Source organism: Nocardia sp. NPDC050630 (genome assembly GCF_044457245.1).
Classification (GTDB): domain Bacteria; phylum Actinomycetota; class Actinomycetes; order Mycobacteriales; family Mycobacteriaceae; genus Nocardia.
The window spans coordinates 32,664-51,054 of sequence record NZ_JBITGN010000032.1 but is presented as its reverse complement, the minus strand read 5'-3'; the positions used below and the strand labels follow the sequence as shown (position 1 = coordinate 51,054).

Here is an 18,391-nt window from a genome sequence, read left to right as displayed (position 1 = left end):
TCGAGACTCGCGACTTCGTCGCATGCGCTTCGACGACTCGGACGCGAGACGGGCCGCGAACTCCTCGCTCGTAAGACTCGCTCCGTGGTGGTTGGGGGTGGCGGGGCGTTCGGCACTTGGTGCGCGCATGCGGGAAGGGGCCGACTCGCGACTATGGCGCATGCGCTCCGACGGCTCGGACGCGAGACGGGCCGCGAAATCCTCGCTGGTAAGACTCGCTCCGTTGTGGTTGTTATGGCCGGGGTGTTCGGCACCTGATGCACGCATGCCGGAAAGGCGAGTCCCGCGTGTGCGGGCGCATGCGCTTCGACAGCTCGGACGCGAGACGGGCCGCGAAATCCTCGCTGGTAAGACTCGCTCCGTTGTTGTTGTGATGGCTGGGGTGTTCGGCACTTGGTGCATGCGTGTTGGGTGGTCGGTCCCGGGCCTGCGGTATGCGGTGGGATGGCTCGGCCGCGAGACGGCCGCGAACTCCTCGTTCGTAAGACGAGCTCCGCGGCGGTCGATTGGTCGGGCATATCGCTGCAAATAGCCGGCGACCGTGGCGGGCAATGGGTCCCACCACGGCGACCGGCTGAGGAGCTCGTGGGCTAGACGTGTGCGACGGCGGACCAACCGGTGACGTCCTGGGGCTGGCGCGGGCCGGGGCCGGTGTAGATGGCGGCCGGGCGGACCAGCTTGCCGAGCTGCTTCTGCTCCAGGATGTGGGCACACCAACCGGCGGTGCGGCCGCAGGTGAACATCGCGGGCATCATGTGCGCGGGGACCTCGGCGAAGTCGAGGATGACCGCCGCCCAGAATTCGACATTGGTCTCGATGGCGCGGTCCGGACGACGCTCGCGCAGTTCGGCGAGCGCGGCCTGCTCGAGCGCGGCGGCGACCTCGAAGCGGGGGGCGTTCAGGCGTTGCGCGGTGGCACGCAGCACGCGCGCCCGCGGATCCTCGGCCCGGTAGACCCGGTGGCCGAAGCCCATCAGCTTTTCCTTGCGGTCCAGGATGCCCTTGACCAAAGCACGTGCGTCACCGGACTTTTCGACGGCCTCGATCATCGGCAGCACGCGCGCCGGCGCACCGCCGTGCAGCGGGCCCGACATCGCGCCGATCGCACCGGACAGTGCCGCGGCGACGTCGGCGCCGGTCGATGCGATAACCCGGGCGGTGAAGGTGGAAGCGTTCATGCCGTGCTCGGCCGCGGAAACCCAGTAGGCATCGATGGCCTCGGTGTGCCGCGGATCCGGATCGCCCTTCCAGCGGGTCATGAACCGTTCGGTCACCGTGGTGCACTCGTCGATCTTCTTCTGCGGCACCGCGGGCTGGTAGATGCCGCGCGCGGACTGCGCGACATAGGACAGCGCCATCACCGAGGCGCGCGCCAGATTCTCCCGCGCGGTTTCGTCGTCGATATCCAGCAGCGGCTGGTAGCCCCAGATCGGGGCGAGCATGGCGAGTCCGGCCTGCACGTCGACGCGCACGTCACCGGTGTGCACCGGCAGCGGGAACGGCTCCGCGGGCGGTAGGCCACGCCCGAATTCGCCGTCTACCAGCAGCGCCCATACGTCGCCGAAGGTCACCTGCGAGCCGACCAGGTCCTGGATATCGACGCCGCGGTAACGCAGCGCGCCACCGTCCTTATCGGGTTCGGCGATATCGGTGGTGAATGCCACCACGCCTTCCAGTCCACTGACGAAATCAGGGGGTACGGCGGTTTGCCCGCTGGGCACCGCATGGCTGGTAGTCATTCTGTGACTCTCCTTGCACTTCGGTTCGTTCCTTGGCGACGACTTGCGGGTCGCTGGAAAAGGCCTGTTCTCGTCGATATGGGTGTGGCTCGCCGAGCACATGCCGATCAACAAAACCTTAGCTCCCTGCTACCGCGGAGTAACGTCTGGCCCATGCGTGACCTGGACAATTCATCTCTCGGTCAGGAAATGGCCGCAAGCGACCGGGTGCTTTTCCCGGCGAGCGATTTGGCAGCAATGCGAGTCGACTACGGCGGCATGCCATTCGGCAGCGGAGAGGACACCGATCTGGATGAAAACTGGCTGGCAGGCGGGTGGGAGCCGCTGCTTCGGCACTGGATCGAACAGGCCACCGCGGTCGGCATTGCCGAGCCCAATGCCATGGTCGTCGCGACTGTCGCACTCACCGATATCGGGCCGCGTCCGGTCGCCAGGACGGTGCTGTGTAAAGGCCTCTCGCCGGAAGGTGTGACTTTTTACACGAATTACGACTCGGCAAAGGGCAACCAGTTGGCTGGCGTGCCATTCGCCGCCGCGACCTTTGTTTGGCCCGCACTCGGTCGACAGGTGCATGTGCGCGGGCCGGTCGAGCTGGTATCCGCCGAGACGACCGCCGTCTACTGGCGCTCCCGGCCACGCGATTCGCAGCTGGGCGCCTGGGCCTCGCGCCAGTCCCGGCCGATCGCCTCGCGCGCCGAACTCGATCGCACCCTGGCCGAGACCACCGCTCGCTTCGCCGATGTGGACGAAATCCCGGTGCCGCCGCACTGGGGCGGCTACCTGATCCGCCCCGACGAGGTGGAGTTCTGGCAGGGTCGCCGGGGACGGCTGCACAACCGGATCCGGGTGCGGATCAGCGGCGACACCATGACAGTCGACCGACTACAACCCTAGAAAGCCCCCGGCAACCCCTGGTCGAAGCGCTCCGCGACGCTGAATCGTCGAACCCAACATTGTTGCGCCATTGACCGACTCATTACGCTGCGGTCGGTGAAACTGCTCGCCGACACCACCCCGCTGCGCTATCCCGAGTTCCGTCGGCTGTGGACCAGCAATATCGTCACCGTCATCGGGTCGCAGTTGGCCGTGGTGGCCGTGCCGCAGCAGATTTTCCAGATCACCGGCAGCTCCGGCTATGTCGGTCTGGCCGGCCTGTTCGGCCTGGTCCCGCTGATCGTGTTCGGTCTGTGGGGCGGCGCGCTTGCCGATGTGATGGACCGGCGCAAACTCATGCTCATCACCAACTGCGGCACCGGTGTGACCGCGGTCGCCTTCTGGGCGCAGGCCGCGGTCGGACTCGACAACGTCTGGATCGTGCTCGCACTTTTCGCCGTGCAGCAGGCGCTGTTCGCGGTGAATCAGCCGACCCGCAGCGCCGCGATACCGCGATTGCTACCCACCGAACATCTGGCGGCGGCCAGTGCGCTCAGCATGACCGTGCAGCAGACCGGCGCCATCGCCGGACCGGTGCTCGCAGGTGTGCTGATCCCCGTGGTCGGCCTGTCCACCCTGTATCTGATCGACGCGATCGCGCTGCTCGCCAGCGTATGGGCGGTGTGGCGACTGCCCGCCATCCCGCCGACCGGCACCGCGCGCAAGGCCGGATTCCGCACCGTCCTGGACGGTTTCGCCTATCTGGCGACACAGCGCATCCTGCTGGCCTCCTTCGTGGTCGATGTGATCGCCATGGTCTTCGGCATGCCGCGCGCGCTCTACCCGCAAATCGCGCACGAGACCTTCGGTGATCCGGCCAGCGGCGGCGTGGCGCTCGGCCTGCTGTTCGCCTCCATGTCGGTGGGCGCGGTGCTGGGCGGAGTCTTCTCCGGTTGGATCTCGCATGTGCGCCGCCAAGGGCTCGCGGTGGTGGTTTGCATCGCGCTGTGGGGACTGGCGATGGTCGGCTTCGGCGTCGCGGTCGGCTGGACCGGGCACGGCCTCGGGATCGGACCCGGACTGTGGATCGCGTTGGGCTGCTCGGCCTTCGGCGGTGCGGTCGATATGGTTTCGGCCGCGCTGCGCATCGCCATGCTGCAGACGGTCACCACCGACGAGATGCGCGGCCGCTTGCAAGGGGTGTTCATCGTGATCGTCGCGGGTGGCCCGCGCATCGGTGATGTTGCCCACGGTTTTGCGGCGGCGAGCCTGGGTACCGCGGTGGCCGCGGCGGGCGGCGGTGTGCTCGTCGTTATCGGGGTGGTGCTGGCTGCGCTCGTGTTCCCGGCCTTTGTGCGCTATCGCGTTGCCAGGTCGCACTCGGTGACCGTGCCGGGATGAGTCATAAACCTCACCTGAGCAGAAGTTGTTTGTGAGGTCGGTCGGTGGGCACCCTCGTTCTCGGGCCGCGCGAGTAGCGACTAGCGTCTACGTGAGAGCACCGCCGTGCCGACCGCACCCCGATGCCGACGGTCCTAGCCTGAGAGGGATCCTTCCGTGCCCGAAAAAGACCACATCAACGACGCCAAGCCGGTTTTGAGCTACCCCGGCGGCGAATATGCCATGACGATCGCCGAAGCCAAAGAAGGCAATGACGGCGTCGACCTCGGCAAAATGCTGGCCAGCACCGGGTACGTGACCTACGACCCCGGATTCATGAACACCGCGCCGACCAAGTCGGCGATCACCTACATCGATGGCGAAGCGGGCATCCTGCGTTACCGCGGCTACCCGATCGACCAGCTCGCCGAATCCTCGACCTTCATCGAGGTCAGCTACTTGCTGATCTACGGCGAGCTGCCGACCCAGGCGCAGCTGGACGAGTTCACCGACCGGATCCGCCGCCACACCCTGCTGCACGAGGACCTCAAGCGGTTCTTCGACGGTTTCCCGCGCAACGCGCACCCGATGCCGGTGCTGTCCTCGGCAGTGAACGCGCTTTCGGCGTACTACCAGGACTCGCTGGACCCGAAGGATCCCGAACAGGTCGAGCTATCGACCATCCGACTACTGGCGAAGCTGCCCACCATCGCGGCCTACTCGTACAAGAAGTCGGTCGGCCAGCCCTTCCTCTACCCGGACAACTCGCTGAGCCTGGTGGAGAACTTCCTGCGGATGACCTTCGGCTTCCCGGCCGAGCCCTACGAGGTCGACCCCGAGATCGCCGCCGCGCTCGACATGCTGCTGATCCTGCACGCCGATCACGAGCAGAACTGCTCCACCTCGACCGTGCGCCTGGTCGGCTCCTCCGACGCCAACCTGTTCACCTCGGTCTCCGGCGGCATCAACGCGCTGTGGGGCCCGCTGCACGGCGGCGCCAACCAGGCTGTGCTGGAGATGCTGGACGGCATCAAGGCCGATGGCGGCAATGTCAAGGAATTCATCCGCAAGGTCAAGAACAAGGAAGACGGCGTGAAGCTCATGGGCTTCGGGCACCGCGTCTACCGCAACTACGACCCGCGCGCCTCGATTGCCAAGAAGCATGCCGACGCGATCCTGTCCAAGCTCGGCGGCGACGACGAATTGTTCGATATCGCAAAGTCTCTCGAAGAGGCAGCGCTGACCGACGAATACTTCATCTCGCGTCAGCTGTACCCGAACGTCGACTTCTACACCGGTGTCATCTACAAGGCCATGGGCTTCCCGACCCGCATGTTCACCGTGCTGTTCGCTATGGGCCGGCTGCCGGGCTGGATCGCGCACTGGCGGGAAATGCACAGCGAGCCTTTGAAGATCGGCCGTCCGCGCCAGATCTACACCGGTTACGGTCACCGTGATTACCACGAGATCGACGGCCGCTAATTTCAACCCAATCCACCATCACCTATCAGAGGGGATAGCCGAATGACCAAGCCGGAGATCGAATTCCAGGCGGGCCCAGCTCCCACCGAGCTGGTTATCAAGGACATCGTCGAGGGCGAGGGCGCCGAGGCAGTGCCCGGCGGCACCGTCGAGGTGCACTATGTCGGCGTGGAATTCGACTCCGGCGAGGAATTCGACTCCTCCTGGAACCGTGGCGAATCCATCAGCTTCCCGCTGCGCGGCCTGATCCAGGGCTGGCAGGACGGCATCCCCGGCATGAAAGTCGGCGGCCGCCGCCAACTCACCATTCCGCCGCAGCTCGCCTACGGCCCCGCCGGTTCCGGCCACAAGCTCTCCGGCAAGACCCTGGTCTTCGTGATCGACCTGCTCGACGTCGTCAACTGACCTGACAACCCAACCGCGGCCCGTGCTCTCACAGAGCACGGGCCGCGGTCATTTCCTAACGCCGTGTAGGCGCCGCGCACGATTTAGCGCGCCACGCACAGTTTCGTGGGGACAATCGGTGCGCGGCGGAGCAATTCGTGCGCGCAGCTGGGCATTCAGTGTTGGTGTCGCTTTGCGGGGCGTGTGCACGGCGCGATGCCTGAGACGCGAAAACCGGTCCGGGAATTCGGATGACGGCTGCTGCCACCGTCACGCATCCCGGACCGGTTTGCGGTATGTGTGCCTTACTTCGGCGGTGCGGTGACCTTGACCGGCTTACCCCACGCCGACAGGGTCACCTTGATGGTGCCCGGATCCCGCTTGACGACAGCCTGAACCAGGTTCGGGCCGTTGCCGGGTGAGGCGGCGTTCGACGGCAGGGCCGAAGCCGAACCCGACGGCGGGGCGACATCCGCGATCCACAGGGTGATCGGGAACGTGCCCGCCGGGTCACCGGACTTGGGGACGATGGGATCGATGACCGTGGAGTCGATGGTTCCGGTCAACTTCACGGTGTCGGTGCCGTCGACCTTCTCCCTGCCCTCCACTTTCGGGTTCTTCACCTGGGCGATCAGGTTGGCCAGACCCTTGTCCTTGTCCAGGATTACGCCCGGGTCGTAGATCTGTTCCGCCGGACCGATTTTGGCGTAGGCGGAGGAGCTACCGGTCTGTGCGTACATTTCCTTGTCGACGACCAGGAACTTGGCCTGGATGAAGTCGGCCTCGGGCTTGGTCCTGACCTTCGCCTCGCCGATAGCCTGTCCGGCGCCCTGCGGCTGGTTGGTCACATCGGCCGAGACGCTCTCCACCGGAAGGGTGGTGAGGTTGTCCACCTTCAGATTCAGATGCACGGCCTGCAGGGTCTGGGTGGTCCTTGCGGACTCCTGCACGATCTGCGCGGCATCGGGCAGCTGACCCGAGGGCGGCGCGGACGAGGTGGTCTTCGAGTCGGAGCTGGAGTCGCAGCCTGTCACCAGTGCAGCGAACATCGACGCCGCGACCACGGCGGGCACGAGTCCCGGTCGGCGAAGTCGAATTCGGTGCGAGGTGCGTGCTCGCGCTGTCAGATCACTCAATGTTCTGCCCCCAGAAGAGTGCGAGGTCGGGTACGACCGGGTGGATTGACGGGGACAGCTGGTGCTGCCGCCCGGGTGTAGTGCAGCATTTCGACCGCCAGATTAGCCTGTCGCGCAGAGTAACTCGACCCCGTTCGCAAGCGAAGTCGAGGTGAGCCGCGCATGCTGCGGGTGCCGACGTTACCCTTGGTTCGGTCTTCTCGCAGAGATCGGGGGGAATCCGACGCGAAAGTTACCGGGTTAAGGGATTGTTTAGTGAGATGTAAGGCGCTGCAAGCACGATGCTGTCACGAAGGCTCAGGCAGTGTGTGTGACTTCGGGGGGACATCCGGTTCGCCGGATGAAGCGCCCCCGCGCCTGTCCGCGATACACGCCATAACCCCGGGGCCGACGACGGCCACCGAACCGCGGATCAGACACGGAGGAATGCGATGACGAACAGCCAGCCGGAAGCGGAGGAGCGGGACTTCCGTAGACCGCCCGGCCCGCCGCCCGGCGGTGGCCCGCAACTGTCGAATGTGTGGGTTTACAACGGAAAAGCCTACGATCTGAGCGATTGGATCTCCAAACATCCCGGCGGCGAGTTCTTCATCGGGCGAACGAAAAATCGCGATATCACCTCCATCATCGGGTCCTATCACCGCGATCCCGAGCGAATCGGGCGAATGCTCGAAAGATATGCGGTGGGGCGCAACGCATTACCGGAGGACATCCATCCGAAGGCCAACGCCCCCGACTTCCTGTTCAAAGAGGGCTTCGACAGCTGGCAGGACACTCCGAAGTACCGATTCGACAATAAAGACGATCTGCTGCACAAGGTCAAGGCACGACTGAAAGAGCCGGAACTGGCCGCGCGATTGCAGCGCATGGATACGATCTTCAACATCGTGGTCGCCGTACTGGCCGTCGCCTACTTCGCGGTGCAGGGTTTGCGCCTGGTCGAGCGCAGCTGGATGCCGCTGCCCGTCTTCGTGATCCTGATGGTGCTGCTGCGCAGCTCGCTGGCCGGATTCGGCCACTACGCGATCCATCGTGCGCAAAAGGGCCTCAACAAGATCTATACGAATACCTTCGATTTCAATTATGTCGCATTGGCTTTCGTCACCGCGGATGGACACGCGCTCTTGCACCACCCGCATACCCAGAGTGAAGTCGATATCAAGAAGAACGTCTTCACCATGATGATGCGGGTGCCACGGTTGTATCGGGTGCCGATTCACACCCTGCACAAATTCGGGCACACGGTGACCGGCATGACAATTCGACTCCTCGATGTCTGCCGCCTCACCCGCAAGGTCGGCATCAAAGATATGTACGGTACCTGGGGTGGTGCGCTGCCACACTTCATCGGTTCATTCGGCGTGCGCGCGCTATTGCTCGGCGAGTTGGTGGTCTTCGCCCTGGCGGGCGACTTCTGGGCCTGGGCACTGCAATTCGTGGTGACGCTGTGGATCAGTACCTTCCTGGTTGTCGCGAGCCATGATTTCGAAGTGGAAGCCGAGGAACTTCCCGCCGCCGATACCGAGGACTGGGCCGTCAATCAGGTGGAGCAGGCATACGACCTGAAGGTTATCGGAAATCGTTATATCGACTGCTTTCTCGCGGCCGGCTTGAGTTCGCACCGCGTTCACCACGTCCTGCCGTTCCAGCGCAGCGGTTTCGCGAATATCGCCACCGAGGACGTATTGCGCGAGGAGTCAGCGAAATTCGACGTCGAGTGGCTGCCGGCGAAGAGTTTCTTCACCGATCGGTTCCCCAAACTCTGCCGCACCTACCTTTTGTCACCCTCCCGCGAAGCCGAGGAACGGAATTGGGGCTTCATTCGCGAGCACTGCTCGCCCGGGGCGCTGAAAACCTGTGCCGTCTACACGGTGCAGGGATTCACCGGAATCGGCACGGTCTGAATCGATTCCGGAGATCGACCGATCGAACCGCTGGACAAGCGCGGCGCCGATCACCATTTTTCACAAGAACGGGGAGAATTTCGTGTCAATCACTATCGATGAGGAAACGTCGGCGGCTCGTCAGGGGGACGAGCACGGCCACGGCCTCGTGCAGCACGGGCTGCCGCCCGCGCCACCGACCACGGTCGGGGTGATCGAGAGCATCGCGACCGGTGCGCCGAGCCAACTGGTCGACCAGGCCGGCGCCGCCGATCGGGTGGCCGAGCTGTTCACCGATCCGCGACAGCGGGCGCGGATTTCGCGGATCTACCAGAAGACGAAGATCGACAGCCGTCGCCTGGTGGTCGATCCACTCGATCCCGAATTCCTGCAGTTCGGCCGGGAGCGCGGCACGATCCGGGACCGGATGAATCTGTTCTACCGCCACGCGGTGCCGCTGGCCGTCGATGTCGCGGGCCGCGCTCTCGCCGGTATCGAGGATGCGGCGGCGGAGATCGGCTTACTGGTCTTCGTGACCAGCACCGGTTTCATCGCGCCTGGCGTGGATGTCGCGGTGGTGAAGCAGCTCGGGCTGTCGCCATCGGTCGGGCGGGTCGTGGTGAACTTCATGGGCTGCGCGGCCGCGATGAACGGCATTCGGACCGCTGTGGATTATGTTCGGGCGCATCCGGATAAGAAGGCCATGGTGGTCTGCATCGAGCTGAGCTCGGTGAATGCCGTCTTCGACGACAACATCAACGATGTGATCATCCACAGCCTGTTCGGCGACGGATGCGGTGCGGTGGTTATCGGCGCAAGTCAGGTCCAGCAGCCGCTGGCGCCGGGCAAGGTCGTGATCCGGGACAGCTTCAGCCAGCTCTTCGACGGCGCCGAGGACGGCATCGTGCTCGGTGTCAATCAGAACGGCATCACCTGCGAGCTGTCGGAAAATCTGCCCCAGTACATCTACACCGGGGTCGATCCCGTGGTCACCGAGGTCTTGGGCCGCAATGGATTGCAGAAATCCGATGTCGATCTGTGGGCCATCCACCCGGGTGGGCCGAAGATCATCGAGGAGTCCGTGCATTCGCTCGGTATCGCGCCGGAGCGGGCGGCGCTGAGCTGGGATGTGCTGGCCAGGTTCGGCAATATGCTGAGCGTGTCGCTGATTTTCGTGCTGGAACAAATGATTCAGCAGCAGACGGCGAAGCCGATCTCGACCGGTGTGGCGTTCTCCTTCGCGCCGGGGGTCACCCTCGAAGGCATGATCTTCGACATCATTCGCCGGTAATAAGCACCGGCCTCAGGGAGCGCAGCAACCATGCAACTCATCCGATTCCTCATGTCGATCTCCTGGATGCGGATCGCGGCCGTTATTGCCGCGGGCCTCGTCTGCGGTGCGGCAAATACCTTTCTGGTGACCCTCATCAGGGGTGTGGTGTCACCGGAACCGCATCCGCACGTCAATATCCAAAGCTTCGCTCTCACGGGTCTGGTCATTCTGATCAGTGGCGTGGTGTCGCAGGTGCTGTTGATTCGCCTTGCCCAGGAGGCGATCTATCGGCTGCGCGCGGATCTGAGTTCCGGGATCGTTTCGGCGCCGCTCGAGCATCTGGAACGGCTCGGCATGCACCGTCTGATGGCTACGCTGACCGAGGATGTGCGCTCGCTCTCGCAGGCGGTGACCGCCATTCCGAGCATCTGCATCGACGTGGCCACCATCGTCGGCTGCTTTGTCTTCCTGCTGGTGGTGTCGGGTCCGCTGTTCGCGGTGACCGTGGCGGGCACCCTGCTCGGGATCGCCTGTGTCGAGCTGATTCTCAAGCAGGTGCGCAATATCTACCGCGAAGCGCGGGAAAACGAAGACGTGCTGTTGCGGTCGTACCAGGCTGTGACGCTCGGCATCAAAGAGTTGAAGCTGCATCGGGGGCGGCGCCGGGACTTCATGCAGCGGCATCTGCTCGGTTCGGCCGCGACGCTGCGTGCGCAGAATGTCGATGCCGGATCCAAATTCTCGCTGGCACAGGGCTTCGGGCAGGCGCTGCAACTCGCCACCATGGCGCTGATCTTGTTCGTGCTGGTCGCGCCGCTGGATCTATCGCGCGATGTGATGGTCGGGTATGTCCTGGTGACGACGTTTCTGGCGATGCCGATGCAGAACTTCATGCACCGCATCCCGGATCTGCTGCGCGGTGATGTGGCGCTGGCGAAGATTCGCGCGATGAATCTGTCCATGGAGACCATGCACAACGAGGAGAGGTTGCCGTTCACGGACCGTCCTGCCGTCGACACGGCGCGACTGGAACTGACGAATGTCACCTACAGCTACCGGATGGAGCCGCCACCGCCGTTTCCGCCGGGGCCGGGCGGGCTCGATCCGCGAGGTGGCGCGCATCCACCCGGTCGCGGTCCACGTCCCGGTGGGCCGCTGCCGGACGTCAACGGCCATCGGTTCGTCGACCACAGCGGACACGACAATCGGCCGATGCCGCTCGGCCCGCCACCGGAGGCGAGCAATGGCGAGTCCGGATTCCGGCTCGGCCCACTCGATCTGGTCTTCGAACCCGGCCAGATCACTTTCATCGTCGGTGGTAACGGCAGCGGCAAATCCACGCTGGCCAAACTGATCACGGGACTGTATGTGCCGCAGACGGGCACGCTGTCGCTCAATGGCGAGTCGATCGACCACGAGAATATCGAGTGGTTCCGGCAGAATTCCTCGGCGATCTTCACCGACTTCCATCTTTTCGAGGAATACCTGGGCTTCGATCGGCCCGGACTCGACGGTGAGGTGCGCCGTTACCTCGAAGAGTTGCAGATCGCGCACAAGGTGACCGTGCAGGACGGGCGGTTGTCCACCATCGATCTGTCGCAGGGCCAGCGCAAGCGGCTCGCGCTGCTGACCGCCCTGCTCGAGGACCGGCAGATCTATGTCTTCGACGAATGGGCGGCCGATCAGGAGCCCAAGTTCCGCGATGTCTTCTATCAGGAAATCCTCACCGAACTCAAACAGCGCGGGAAGACCGTCATCGTGATCACCCACGACGATCGCTACTTCCACCACGCAGACCAGTTGGTCAAGCTCGATTTCGGCAGGGTGGTCGCCGCGAAGCGGACCGAGGAACCCACCGGCGCCGAGCTCGCCTGATCTTCTACGGTCCTTACCGAACTCTCAGACTTCGGTAAGCGACGACGCCAATTCTGAGCTCTAGGGTCGGCAGGTGTGACTAAGCGTAGCGAAGGAACCAAAGACACAGCGCTGCCGGTCACGGCGGAGCCGAGCGCTAGCGCGGTGGAGTTGTGACCGGAATACGCACCCGGTGGGCGTTGCTCGCCGTTGCCGTTGCCGTTGCCGTTGTCGGGGCGCTCGGGGGCGCCGTCACCGCTTGCTCGAGATCATCCGGCTCACCCAGCGGTATCGCGCTGGTGAACGCCGATACCGGGCCGACTGGTGCGCGCATCGCGCAGGGGCTGCAGCAGGACGGCGGCGGTTACGAGTGGACCGTCGGCAAGCCGGGTGAGCTCGATGCGGATGACTACGCGGCGGTGATCACCCTGCCTGCCGATCTGACCCAATCCATGGGCACACTGGCGAGTGCGCAGCCGAAGCGGGCCAAGGTCACGGTGGATACGCATAAGGGCGCGGACGCGGATGCGGTGAACGGCGCGGTGAACACGGTGACGCACCGAGTCGGCGCTGCCGGTGTCGATGCCGCTTTGGCCGCGGTCGCGCAGGCGCGCACTCAGATGACCTCGGTGCAGCTGACCACCCAACTGCTGAACGCCGGGGTGAGTGCCGCGGCTGCGGGCGCCGACCAGTTCAGCTCGGGTGCGGATCAGCTACTCGGCTTCCTGGCCTACGCCAAAGAAGGTTCGGCACAACTGACTTCGGCCATCGCATTGCTGAACTCGACCGTCTCGGGTGCCGCCGCACAGGCAAATCAACTTGCCTCGGCATTGGATTCGACCGGCGTCACGATTGGACAGGTGCAGCAGACCGCGAATACGGTAAGCGGCGGACTGGACCAGATCCTGCCGCTGATGCGCGCGCTTCCTTTCGCGGGCGATCCCCAGGTTGCCGATGTCATCGCGAAACTCGAAGGATTGCACAATGTTTCGAGTCAGGCCGGTTCCCAGCTGACCAATCTCGGCGGTCTGGTCGGTGCTTCGGTCGATCCGGGCACCGATCTCGGCACACTCCTGCGCGCGGTTGTGGACCGATTGACCGGTGCCAGTGCGCAATTGGCCGAAGGCGCGAAACTCGCCGAGGGCCTGCCGCAGCTCGCCGACGAGGGCGGTGCTCAATTGGTAAGCGCCATAGGCCAGCTGACCGGCGGCGTCACCCAACTGCAACAGATCGTGACAAACCTCAGCACCCAAACCGACAAGGCCGTCTCAGCGCTGCCTCAGCGCAGCAGCGCCCAGCAGTCCGCACTTGCGCTTGCATTGACCGACCCGGTCGAGGTGGTTCGCAACTGATACTCGAAGGAACGGTGTCGGAAGCGCGGGCCGCGGCGGCTCTTCAGGTCAAGTGGTAGTTCGGCGTTCGGGCAAGTCCAATACCAAGCGCACACCGCCGAGCGGACTGTCGTCGAAATAGGCTCGGCCGCCGTGTAATTGGGCCTGTTGGGCGACCAGGGCGAGGCCGAGTCCGGAACCGCCTTTGTTGGCTTGGCTGCCGCGGAAGAAGCGTTCGAAGACGGCGGTGCGTTCTTCGACGGGGATGCCTCGGCCGTTGTCATCGACGGTTATCAGTATGTGTCCACTGGGGATTCGGTGAGCGGAGACGACGGCCTCGGTGGCGCGGCCGTGTTTGACGGAGTTGGTCAAAGCGTTGTCGACTGCCAGGCGCAGTCCGGCGGGGAGGCCGCGAGTGATGAGTTCGGCATCGGTATCGATGCGGACGGTTACGCCGGGGTAGTGGCGCATGGCGTCGTGGGCGGCCTGATCGCAGAGGTCGCCGACGTCGGTGTCGACGTGATCGCGCTCGTGTGTGAGGTCGCCCGAGGCGAGACGTTCCAGTGCGGCCAAGGTAGTTTCGACGCGGCCCTGGCTGCGTTGCAGGTCAGCGAGGATTTCGGCGCGTTGGGCCTCGTCCAGGTCCAAGGTGCGCAGCACCTCGAGGTCGGTGCGCATGGCGGTGAGGGGGGTGCGTAGTTCGTGCGCGGAGACGGCCGCGAAGTCGCGTGCGGTCTCGAGCGCGGCGGCGGTCTCGGTTTGTGCCTGATCCACCCGTTGCAGCAGGGTGTTCACCGCTTCGGCGAGTTTTTCCGCCTCCCGAACTCCGGAACCGTCGACCGGTGGCTGCGGATTGTCCGGATCTCGGTAGCCGCTGCGTGTACCGACCTGTCGGGTGAGATCGACGATCGGGCGCACGGCGCGGCCCGCGAGCAACCAGCCGAGTGCGGCGGCGGTGGCGATTGCCAGTCCGGCTCCGGCGAGCACCCAGCGCTGTTGCTCGGCGGTGGTACGCGCCGCAGTCGTTGCCGGAATGCCAAGGGAGACAACGCGTCCCGCAGGTTGGTTCTCAGTCGTGGTGAGCACTCGGAACGGGGTGCCGTTCACCGTGACGGTATGCGATCCGATCGGCTGTTCGGGCAGACGAATGGGTGTGCTCGCCGCGACCGTGTTGTTGTCGCGAACCGTCACCGCCATGTCGTAGGTCGGACCGACCAGTCCGAGCACACCGACGGCCAATACCGAATCGATGAGCACCAATCGCGACGCGATGGCCAACTGCTGATCGGTCTGGGCGAGGTTGTTGCGCTCGATGGCCCGGGATGAGATCACGCCGATGATCGTGACGATGATGATCGCGCCGACCGCGGCCGCACCGGCCACCCGGGTGCGCAGCGAGAACGTGCGCCGCCGCCGCTTATCGGATAGCTGCGACGTCATTGCCAACTCACTTGGGCGCTCGCAGCACGAATCCGACGCCGCGGACCGTGTGCAGCAGCCGTGGCGCGCCTTCGACCTCCAGCTTGCGCCGCAGGTATCCGACGAAGACATCGACCACATTGGTGTCGGCGGCGAAGTCGTAGCCCCACACCAATTCCAGTAGTCGCTCCCGGCTCAGCACCACGCCCGCATTGCGGGCCAGTGTGGACAGCAGCTCGAATTCGCGCTTGGTGAGCTCGATTTCGCGGCCGTTGAGCAGTGCGCGGTACCCGGCGATATCGACCTCGAGCGGACCGACCGCGATCGCGCCCGGCGTCGCGGGTGCCGCGACGTCGGAGCGGCGGCGCAGCAGCGCCTTGATCCGCGCCACCAATTCGGCGAGCACGAAGGGCTTGGTCAGATAGTCGTCGGCGCCGGACTCCAGTCCGGAGATCCGGTCGTCGACGGAGGCGCGGGCGCTGAGCACACAGATCGGGACTTCATTGCCCAAGGCTCGAAGTGCCGTCACCACGCCCGCACCGTCGAGCACCGGCATATTCATATCGAGCACCACAGCATCGGGCGCCTGCTCGGTCACGCTGCGCAGTGCCTCGGCGCCGTCACGAGCGACACGTACCTGGAAGCCGGACAGGCGCAGCCCGCGCTCGACCGACGCGAGCACATCCTCGTCATCATCGACGACAAGGACGGTCGGGTTCGCGCTCCGCTCGGTCACATCACTCATTGTGCAGGCACGTATCGCTCGAGTCGGTCAGCAAGCCGGGTGTGCCGTCAGTAGCTGTGGCAGGTTTCGGCCACGGTGCGGATGGTCTCGGCCAGCCCGGATGCACGCGGGTCGTTTTCGGCGTCCTGTGCGGCGCCCGGGTTCTCGTTGATGGCGGCCTGGAGTTCCGCACGACGCTGTTCGACCGGCTGGTCGAATTTGCGCTGCAGTTCGGCCTTCTGGGTCGGATTCGAATCGAGCATGGCCGCCAGCTGTGGGGCCTTGGCGTGCAGCGCCGCGTCGACCTGCGCGAAGGAGCAGTCGGAGTTCAGCAGCGGCCCAGCCAGTGTCATCGGATCCGCGGCCGCGATGGCCGGGGACAGCAACACGGCCACACTGGCGATGCCACCCGCGGCGAGAGCGGCGACGGCAGGGCGACTGCGGTAGAGCTTCATGGTGCGTGCCTCCAGAATTTCGGGGGTGCTGCTTCGAGGGTGCTGTGGATACAGCGCCCTAGACGCTATTGCCCCGCACTGGCACATGTGTGAAGTATCCCTGAGGGTTTCCTAAGGGGTGAAACGAAATGCGATCGCAAAGTTATCAGGGCACGATCGGATCGCCGTTGGGCGCAACGACTTCCGGACCGGGCCCCTGCGGGCGGCTGGCCCGGATCTGTACCTCCAGCGCGGCGAGCACCGAGGGATCTTCGATGGTGGAGGGCACGTCGTAGGTGTCGCCCGCGGTGATCTGCCGGATCGTCTTGCGCAGGATCTTGCCCGATCTGGTTTTGGGCAGTGCGGTGACGACGACGGCGTCGTGCAGTGTGGCGATCGCGCCGATTTGCTCGCGGACCCGGGCGATCAGTTCGTCGCGCAGGCGGTCCGGATCGATCTCGATGCCGGACTTGAGCACAACGTAAGCGATCGGCCGTTGGCCCTTGAGTTCGTCGGGAAGGCCGATCACCGCGCATTCGGCGACGGCTTCATGTCCGGCGATGGCGGTCTCGATGCTGCCCGCCGACAGCCGGTGCCCGGCCATATTGATCACATCGTCGCTGCGGCCGAGCACGTAGAGGTAGCCGTCGTCGTCGAAATATCCGGAGTCGCCGGTGAGGTAGTGGCCAGGAAACGCCGACATATAGGAGCGTTGGAAGCGGCCTTCGTCGCGCCATAGCCCGGTTAGCGTGCCCGGCGGTAGTGGCAGTCCGATGACGATATTGCCCTCGGTACCCGGTGCGACCGGATTGCCCTCGGCGTCGAGCACCCGCAGCCGGTAGCCGGGCACCGGCACCGATGCCGACCCCGCCTTGATCGGAAGTTCTTGCAGGCCGAGCAGATTCGCGCAGATCGGCCAGCCGGTCTCGGTCTGCCACCAGTGGTCGACCACGGGGCAGTCGGATCGACCGGCCAGCAGCGTTTCGCTGGCCCATTCGTAGGTGGCCGGATCCAGGCGCTCACCGGCGCAGAACAACGCGCGCAGCGAGGACAGGTCGTGGCGGTGGGCGAGTTCGGCGTCCGGATCGGCCTTGCGGATGGCGCGCAGCGCGGTCGGCGCGGTGAACAGCACGCGTACGTTGTGCTCGGCGACCACTCGCCAGAACGCGCCCGCATCCGGCGTACCGACCGGTTTGCCTTCGTAGAGCAGCGTTGTCGCGCCGACCAATAGCGGTGCGTAGACGATGTAGGAATGCCCGACGACCCAGCCGACATCCGAGGCGGCCCACATCACCTGGCCCGGCCCCACATCGTAGATATTGCGCATGGACCAGGACAGGGCGACCGCATGTCCGCCGTTGTCGCGGACCACGCCCTTGGGCTTTCCGGTGGTGCCGGAGGTGTAGAGGATATACAGCGGATCGGTTGCCGCGACCGGAACCGGATCGGCGGGCTGGGCATCGCGGACGGCGTCTTCCCAATCCAGCCATCGCACCGCGACGGTCTCTGTCGAACTCGGCAGCGATTCGGTGGCGGGCTGCGGTGTGGAGAAGTGGATGGTCGGAAATTGCGGCCGCTGCTTGACGATCACGTGACGCGGCGCGCTCGTCTCGGCGAGGTCGAGGGCCTGCAACACGATCGGCGGGTAATCGACCGTCCGGCCCGGCTCCAAGCCGCCCGAGGCAGTGATTATCAACACAGGTTCGGCATCGTCGATCCGGGCGGCGAGCTCGGGTGCGGCGAAGCCGCCGAAGACCACCGAATGCACCGCGCCGATGCGAGCGCAGGCAAGCATCGCGATCACGGCCTCCGGGATCATCGGCAGGTAGATGACCACTCGGTCACCCTTACCGACCCCCAAACGCGCCATCGCACCGGCGAACTCGGCAACCCTCGCGAGCAGTTCGGCGTAGGTGAAAACGCCTCTGACGCCGGTCATAGCGGAGTCGTATATCAGGGCCGGCTGATCGGCCCGATCCGCCTCCTCCGGAGCGTCGCCGCCGTGCACATGCCGGTCGAGGGCGTTGAAGGAGGTATTGAGGCGAGCGTCCGGGAACCATCTGGTCATCGAGCGAGCGGTGGTGTCGACGATATGGGTCGGCGGGGTCACCCAGTCGATCGCCTCGGCCGCCTCGGCCCAGAACTCGGCGGGATCGACCAGGCTGGTCTGATAGACCGGCCGGTACGCGCGGTTCTCACGCCCACCCGGGTCCCGGCCGCCACCCCCTATCGAATCGCTGCGCGATGCTGTACCCAAACTTGTGACTCCCTAGCTTCGCCTCGATGCCCGCCTCGATAGATCAGCACGATTGTGGCAGACTTCACGCGACGCCCGGGTGGGTGCCGCGACCTTTGGTTTTGCTGATTCTCGGCAGGTCAAGTCCCGTAACTACACTCAACGTCACCCAAGCTGTTATTGATCCGTTAGAATCTGATGTCACTTATTTGGGCCGTCGTAGACGCAATTTCTCGGCCAGCC

The 18,391-nt window shown here is 64.9% G+C and carries 15 protein-coding genes; 9 read left to right on the top strand and 6 right to left on the bottom strand.

From position 1 onward, the window contains the following. Window positions 1-258: hypothetical protein (locus ACIBG0_RS39375; RefSeq protein WP_397040268.1), on the top strand; the 258-nt coding region annotated here is incomplete at its 5' end. A 332-nt stretch (window positions 259-590) separates the two neighbouring features. Here ACIBG0_RS39375 and ACIBG0_RS39370 read toward each other — a convergent pair. Further along, window positions 591-1,739 (bottom strand): citrate synthase 2, encoded by a 1,149-nt coding sequence (locus ACIBG0_RS39370; RefSeq protein ID WP_397040266.1) that lies wholly within the window; start codon window positions 1,737-1,739, stop codon window positions 591-593. 153 nt (window positions 1,740-1,892) lie between these two features. Here ACIBG0_RS39370 and pdxH point away from each other — a divergent pair, with 153 nt between their 5' ends. The 4 genes from pdxH (at window position 1,893) to ACIBG0_RS39350 (ending at window position 5,879) form a co-directional block, all read left to right on the top strand. Next, the gene (gene pdxH, locus ACIBG0_RS39365) at window positions 1,893-2,633 is read left to right on the top strand and encodes a pyridoxamine 5'-phosphate oxidase (protein WP_397040264.1); all 741 of its coding nucleotides are present in this window, start codon (window positions 1,893-1,895) and stop codon (window positions 2,631-2,633) included. A gap of 96 nt (window positions 2,634-2,729) precedes the next feature. After that, window positions 2,730-4,013 (top strand): MFS transporter, encoded by a 1,284-nt coding sequence (locus tag ACIBG0_RS39360; protein WP_397040262.1) that lies wholly within the window; start codon window positions 2,730-2,732, stop codon window positions 4,011-4,013. 156 nt (window positions 4,014-4,169) lie between these two features. Further along, on the top strand, window positions 4,170-5,474 hold the full coding sequence (locus ACIBG0_RS39355) for a citrate synthase (RefSeq protein WP_397040261.1): 1,305 nt from the start codon (window positions 4,170-4,172) through the stop codon (window positions 5,472-5,474). 42 nt (window positions 5,475-5,516) lie between these two features. Beyond that, window positions 5,517-5,879: an FKBP-type peptidyl-prolyl cis-trans isomerase gene (locus ACIBG0_RS39350; protein WP_397040259.1), complete on the top strand. Its 363-nt coding sequence runs from the start codon at window positions 5,517-5,519 to the stop codon at window positions 5,877-5,879. A gap of 284 nt (window positions 5,880-6,163) precedes the next feature. Here the strand turns inward: ACIBG0_RS39350 and ACIBG0_RS39345 are convergent, their stop codons facing one another. After that, window positions 6,164-6,994: an LppX_LprAFG lipoprotein gene (locus ACIBG0_RS39345; RefSeq protein WP_397040257.1), complete on the bottom strand. Its 831-nt coding sequence runs from the start codon at window positions 6,992-6,994 to the stop codon at window positions 6,164-6,166. A 431-nt stretch (window positions 6,995-7,425) separates the two neighbouring features. Here ACIBG0_RS39345 and ACIBG0_RS39340 point away from each other — a divergent pair, with 431 nt between their 5' ends. From ACIBG0_RS39340 to ACIBG0_RS39325, 4 genes are all read left to right on the top strand, one after another. Then, complete coding sequence (locus tag ACIBG0_RS39340) at window positions 7,426-8,898, top strand: cytochrome b5 domain-containing protein (RefSeq protein ID WP_397040256.1); 1,473 nt, start codon at window positions 7,426-7,428, stop codon at window positions 8,896-8,898. A gap of 88 nt (window positions 8,899-8,986) precedes the next feature. Continuing rightward, a complete protein-coding gene (locus ACIBG0_RS39335; protein ID WP_397040273.1) occupies window positions 8,987-10,168 on the top strand; it encodes a type III polyketide synthase in 1,182 nt (393 codons plus the stop codon). A 30-nt stretch (window positions 10,169-10,198) separates the two neighbouring features. Then, complete coding sequence (locus ACIBG0_RS39330) at window positions 10,199-12,025, top strand: ATP-binding cassette domain-containing protein (protein WP_397040254.1); 1,827 nt, start codon at window positions 10,199-10,201, stop codon at window positions 12,023-12,025. 152 nt (window positions 12,026-12,177) lie between these two features. Next, window positions 12,178-13,356 carry a hypothetical protein gene (locus ACIBG0_RS39325; protein WP_397040252.1) on the top strand — a complete coding sequence of 393 codons (1,179 nt, stop codon included), beginning with the start codon at window positions 12,178-12,180 and terminating at the stop codon, window positions 13,354-13,356. 48 nt (window positions 13,357-13,404) lie between these two features. Here ACIBG0_RS39325 and ACIBG0_RS39320 read toward each other — a convergent pair whose 3' ends face one another. The 4 genes from ACIBG0_RS39320 to ACIBG0_RS39305 all read right to left on the bottom strand — a co-directional run bounded on the left by ACIBG0_RS39320 (window position 13,405) and on the right by ACIBG0_RS39305 (window position 18,073). Further along, entirely contained in the window at window positions 13,405-14,775 is a 1,371-nt protein-coding gene (locus ACIBG0_RS39320; RefSeq protein WP_397040250.1) for a sensor histidine kinase, read from the bottom strand. Window positions 14,776-14,782: 7 nt separating this feature from the next. After that, window positions 14,783-15,499, bottom strand: coding sequence for a response regulator transcription factor (locus ACIBG0_RS39315; RefSeq protein WP_397040248.1), 717 nt, complete (start codon window positions 15,497-15,499; stop codon window positions 14,783-14,785). Between the two features lie 47 nt (window positions 15,500-15,546). Beyond that, window positions 15,547-15,933, bottom strand: coding sequence for a hemophore-related protein (locus ACIBG0_RS39310; RefSeq protein ID WP_397040246.1), 387 nt, complete (start codon window positions 15,931-15,933; stop codon window positions 15,547-15,549). Window positions 15,934-16,078: 145 nt separating this feature from the next. Continuing rightward, on the bottom strand, window positions 16,079-18,073 hold the full coding sequence (locus tag ACIBG0_RS39305) for an AMP-binding protein (protein WP_397040271.1): 1,995 nt from the start codon (window positions 18,071-18,073) through the stop codon (window positions 16,079-16,081). Window positions 18,074-18,391 lie beyond the last annotated feature (318 nt).

What these genes read in the sequence shown, in the direction of transcription:
- ACIBG0_RS39370 (WP_397040266.1), bottom strand. Translation starts at nt 1,739, where the DNA reads ATGACTACCAGCCATGCGGTGCCCAGCGGGCAAACCGCCGTACCCCCT.
- pdxH (WP_397040264.1), top strand. Translation starts at nt 1,893, where the DNA reads ATGCGTGACCTGGACAATTCATCTCTCGGTCAGGAAATGGCCGCAAGC.
- ACIBG0_RS39350 (WP_397040259.1), top strand. Translation starts at nt 5,517, where the DNA reads ATGACCAAGCCGGAGATCGAATTCCAGGCGGGCCCAGCTCCCACCGAG.
- ACIBG0_RS39340 (WP_397040256.1), top strand. Translation starts at nt 7,426, where the DNA reads ATGACGAACAGCCAGCCGGAAGCGGAGGAGCGGGACTTCCGTAGACCG.
- ACIBG0_RS39330 (WP_397040254.1), top strand. Translation starts at nt 10,199, where the DNA reads ATGCAACTCATCCGATTCCTCATGTCGATCTCCTGGATGCGGATCGCG.
- ACIBG0_RS39320 (WP_397040250.1), bottom strand. Translation starts at nt 14,775, where the DNA reads ATGACGTCGCAGCTATCCGATAAGCGGCGGCGGCGCACGTTCTCGCTG.
- ACIBG0_RS39315 (WP_397040248.1), bottom strand. Translation starts at nt 15,499, where the DNA reads ATGAGTGATGTGACCGAGCGGAGCGCGAACCCGACCGTCCTTGTCGTC.
- ACIBG0_RS39310 (WP_397040246.1), bottom strand. Translation starts at nt 15,933, where the DNA reads ATGAAGCTCTACCGCAGTCGCCCTGCCGTCGCCGCTCTCGCCGCGGGT.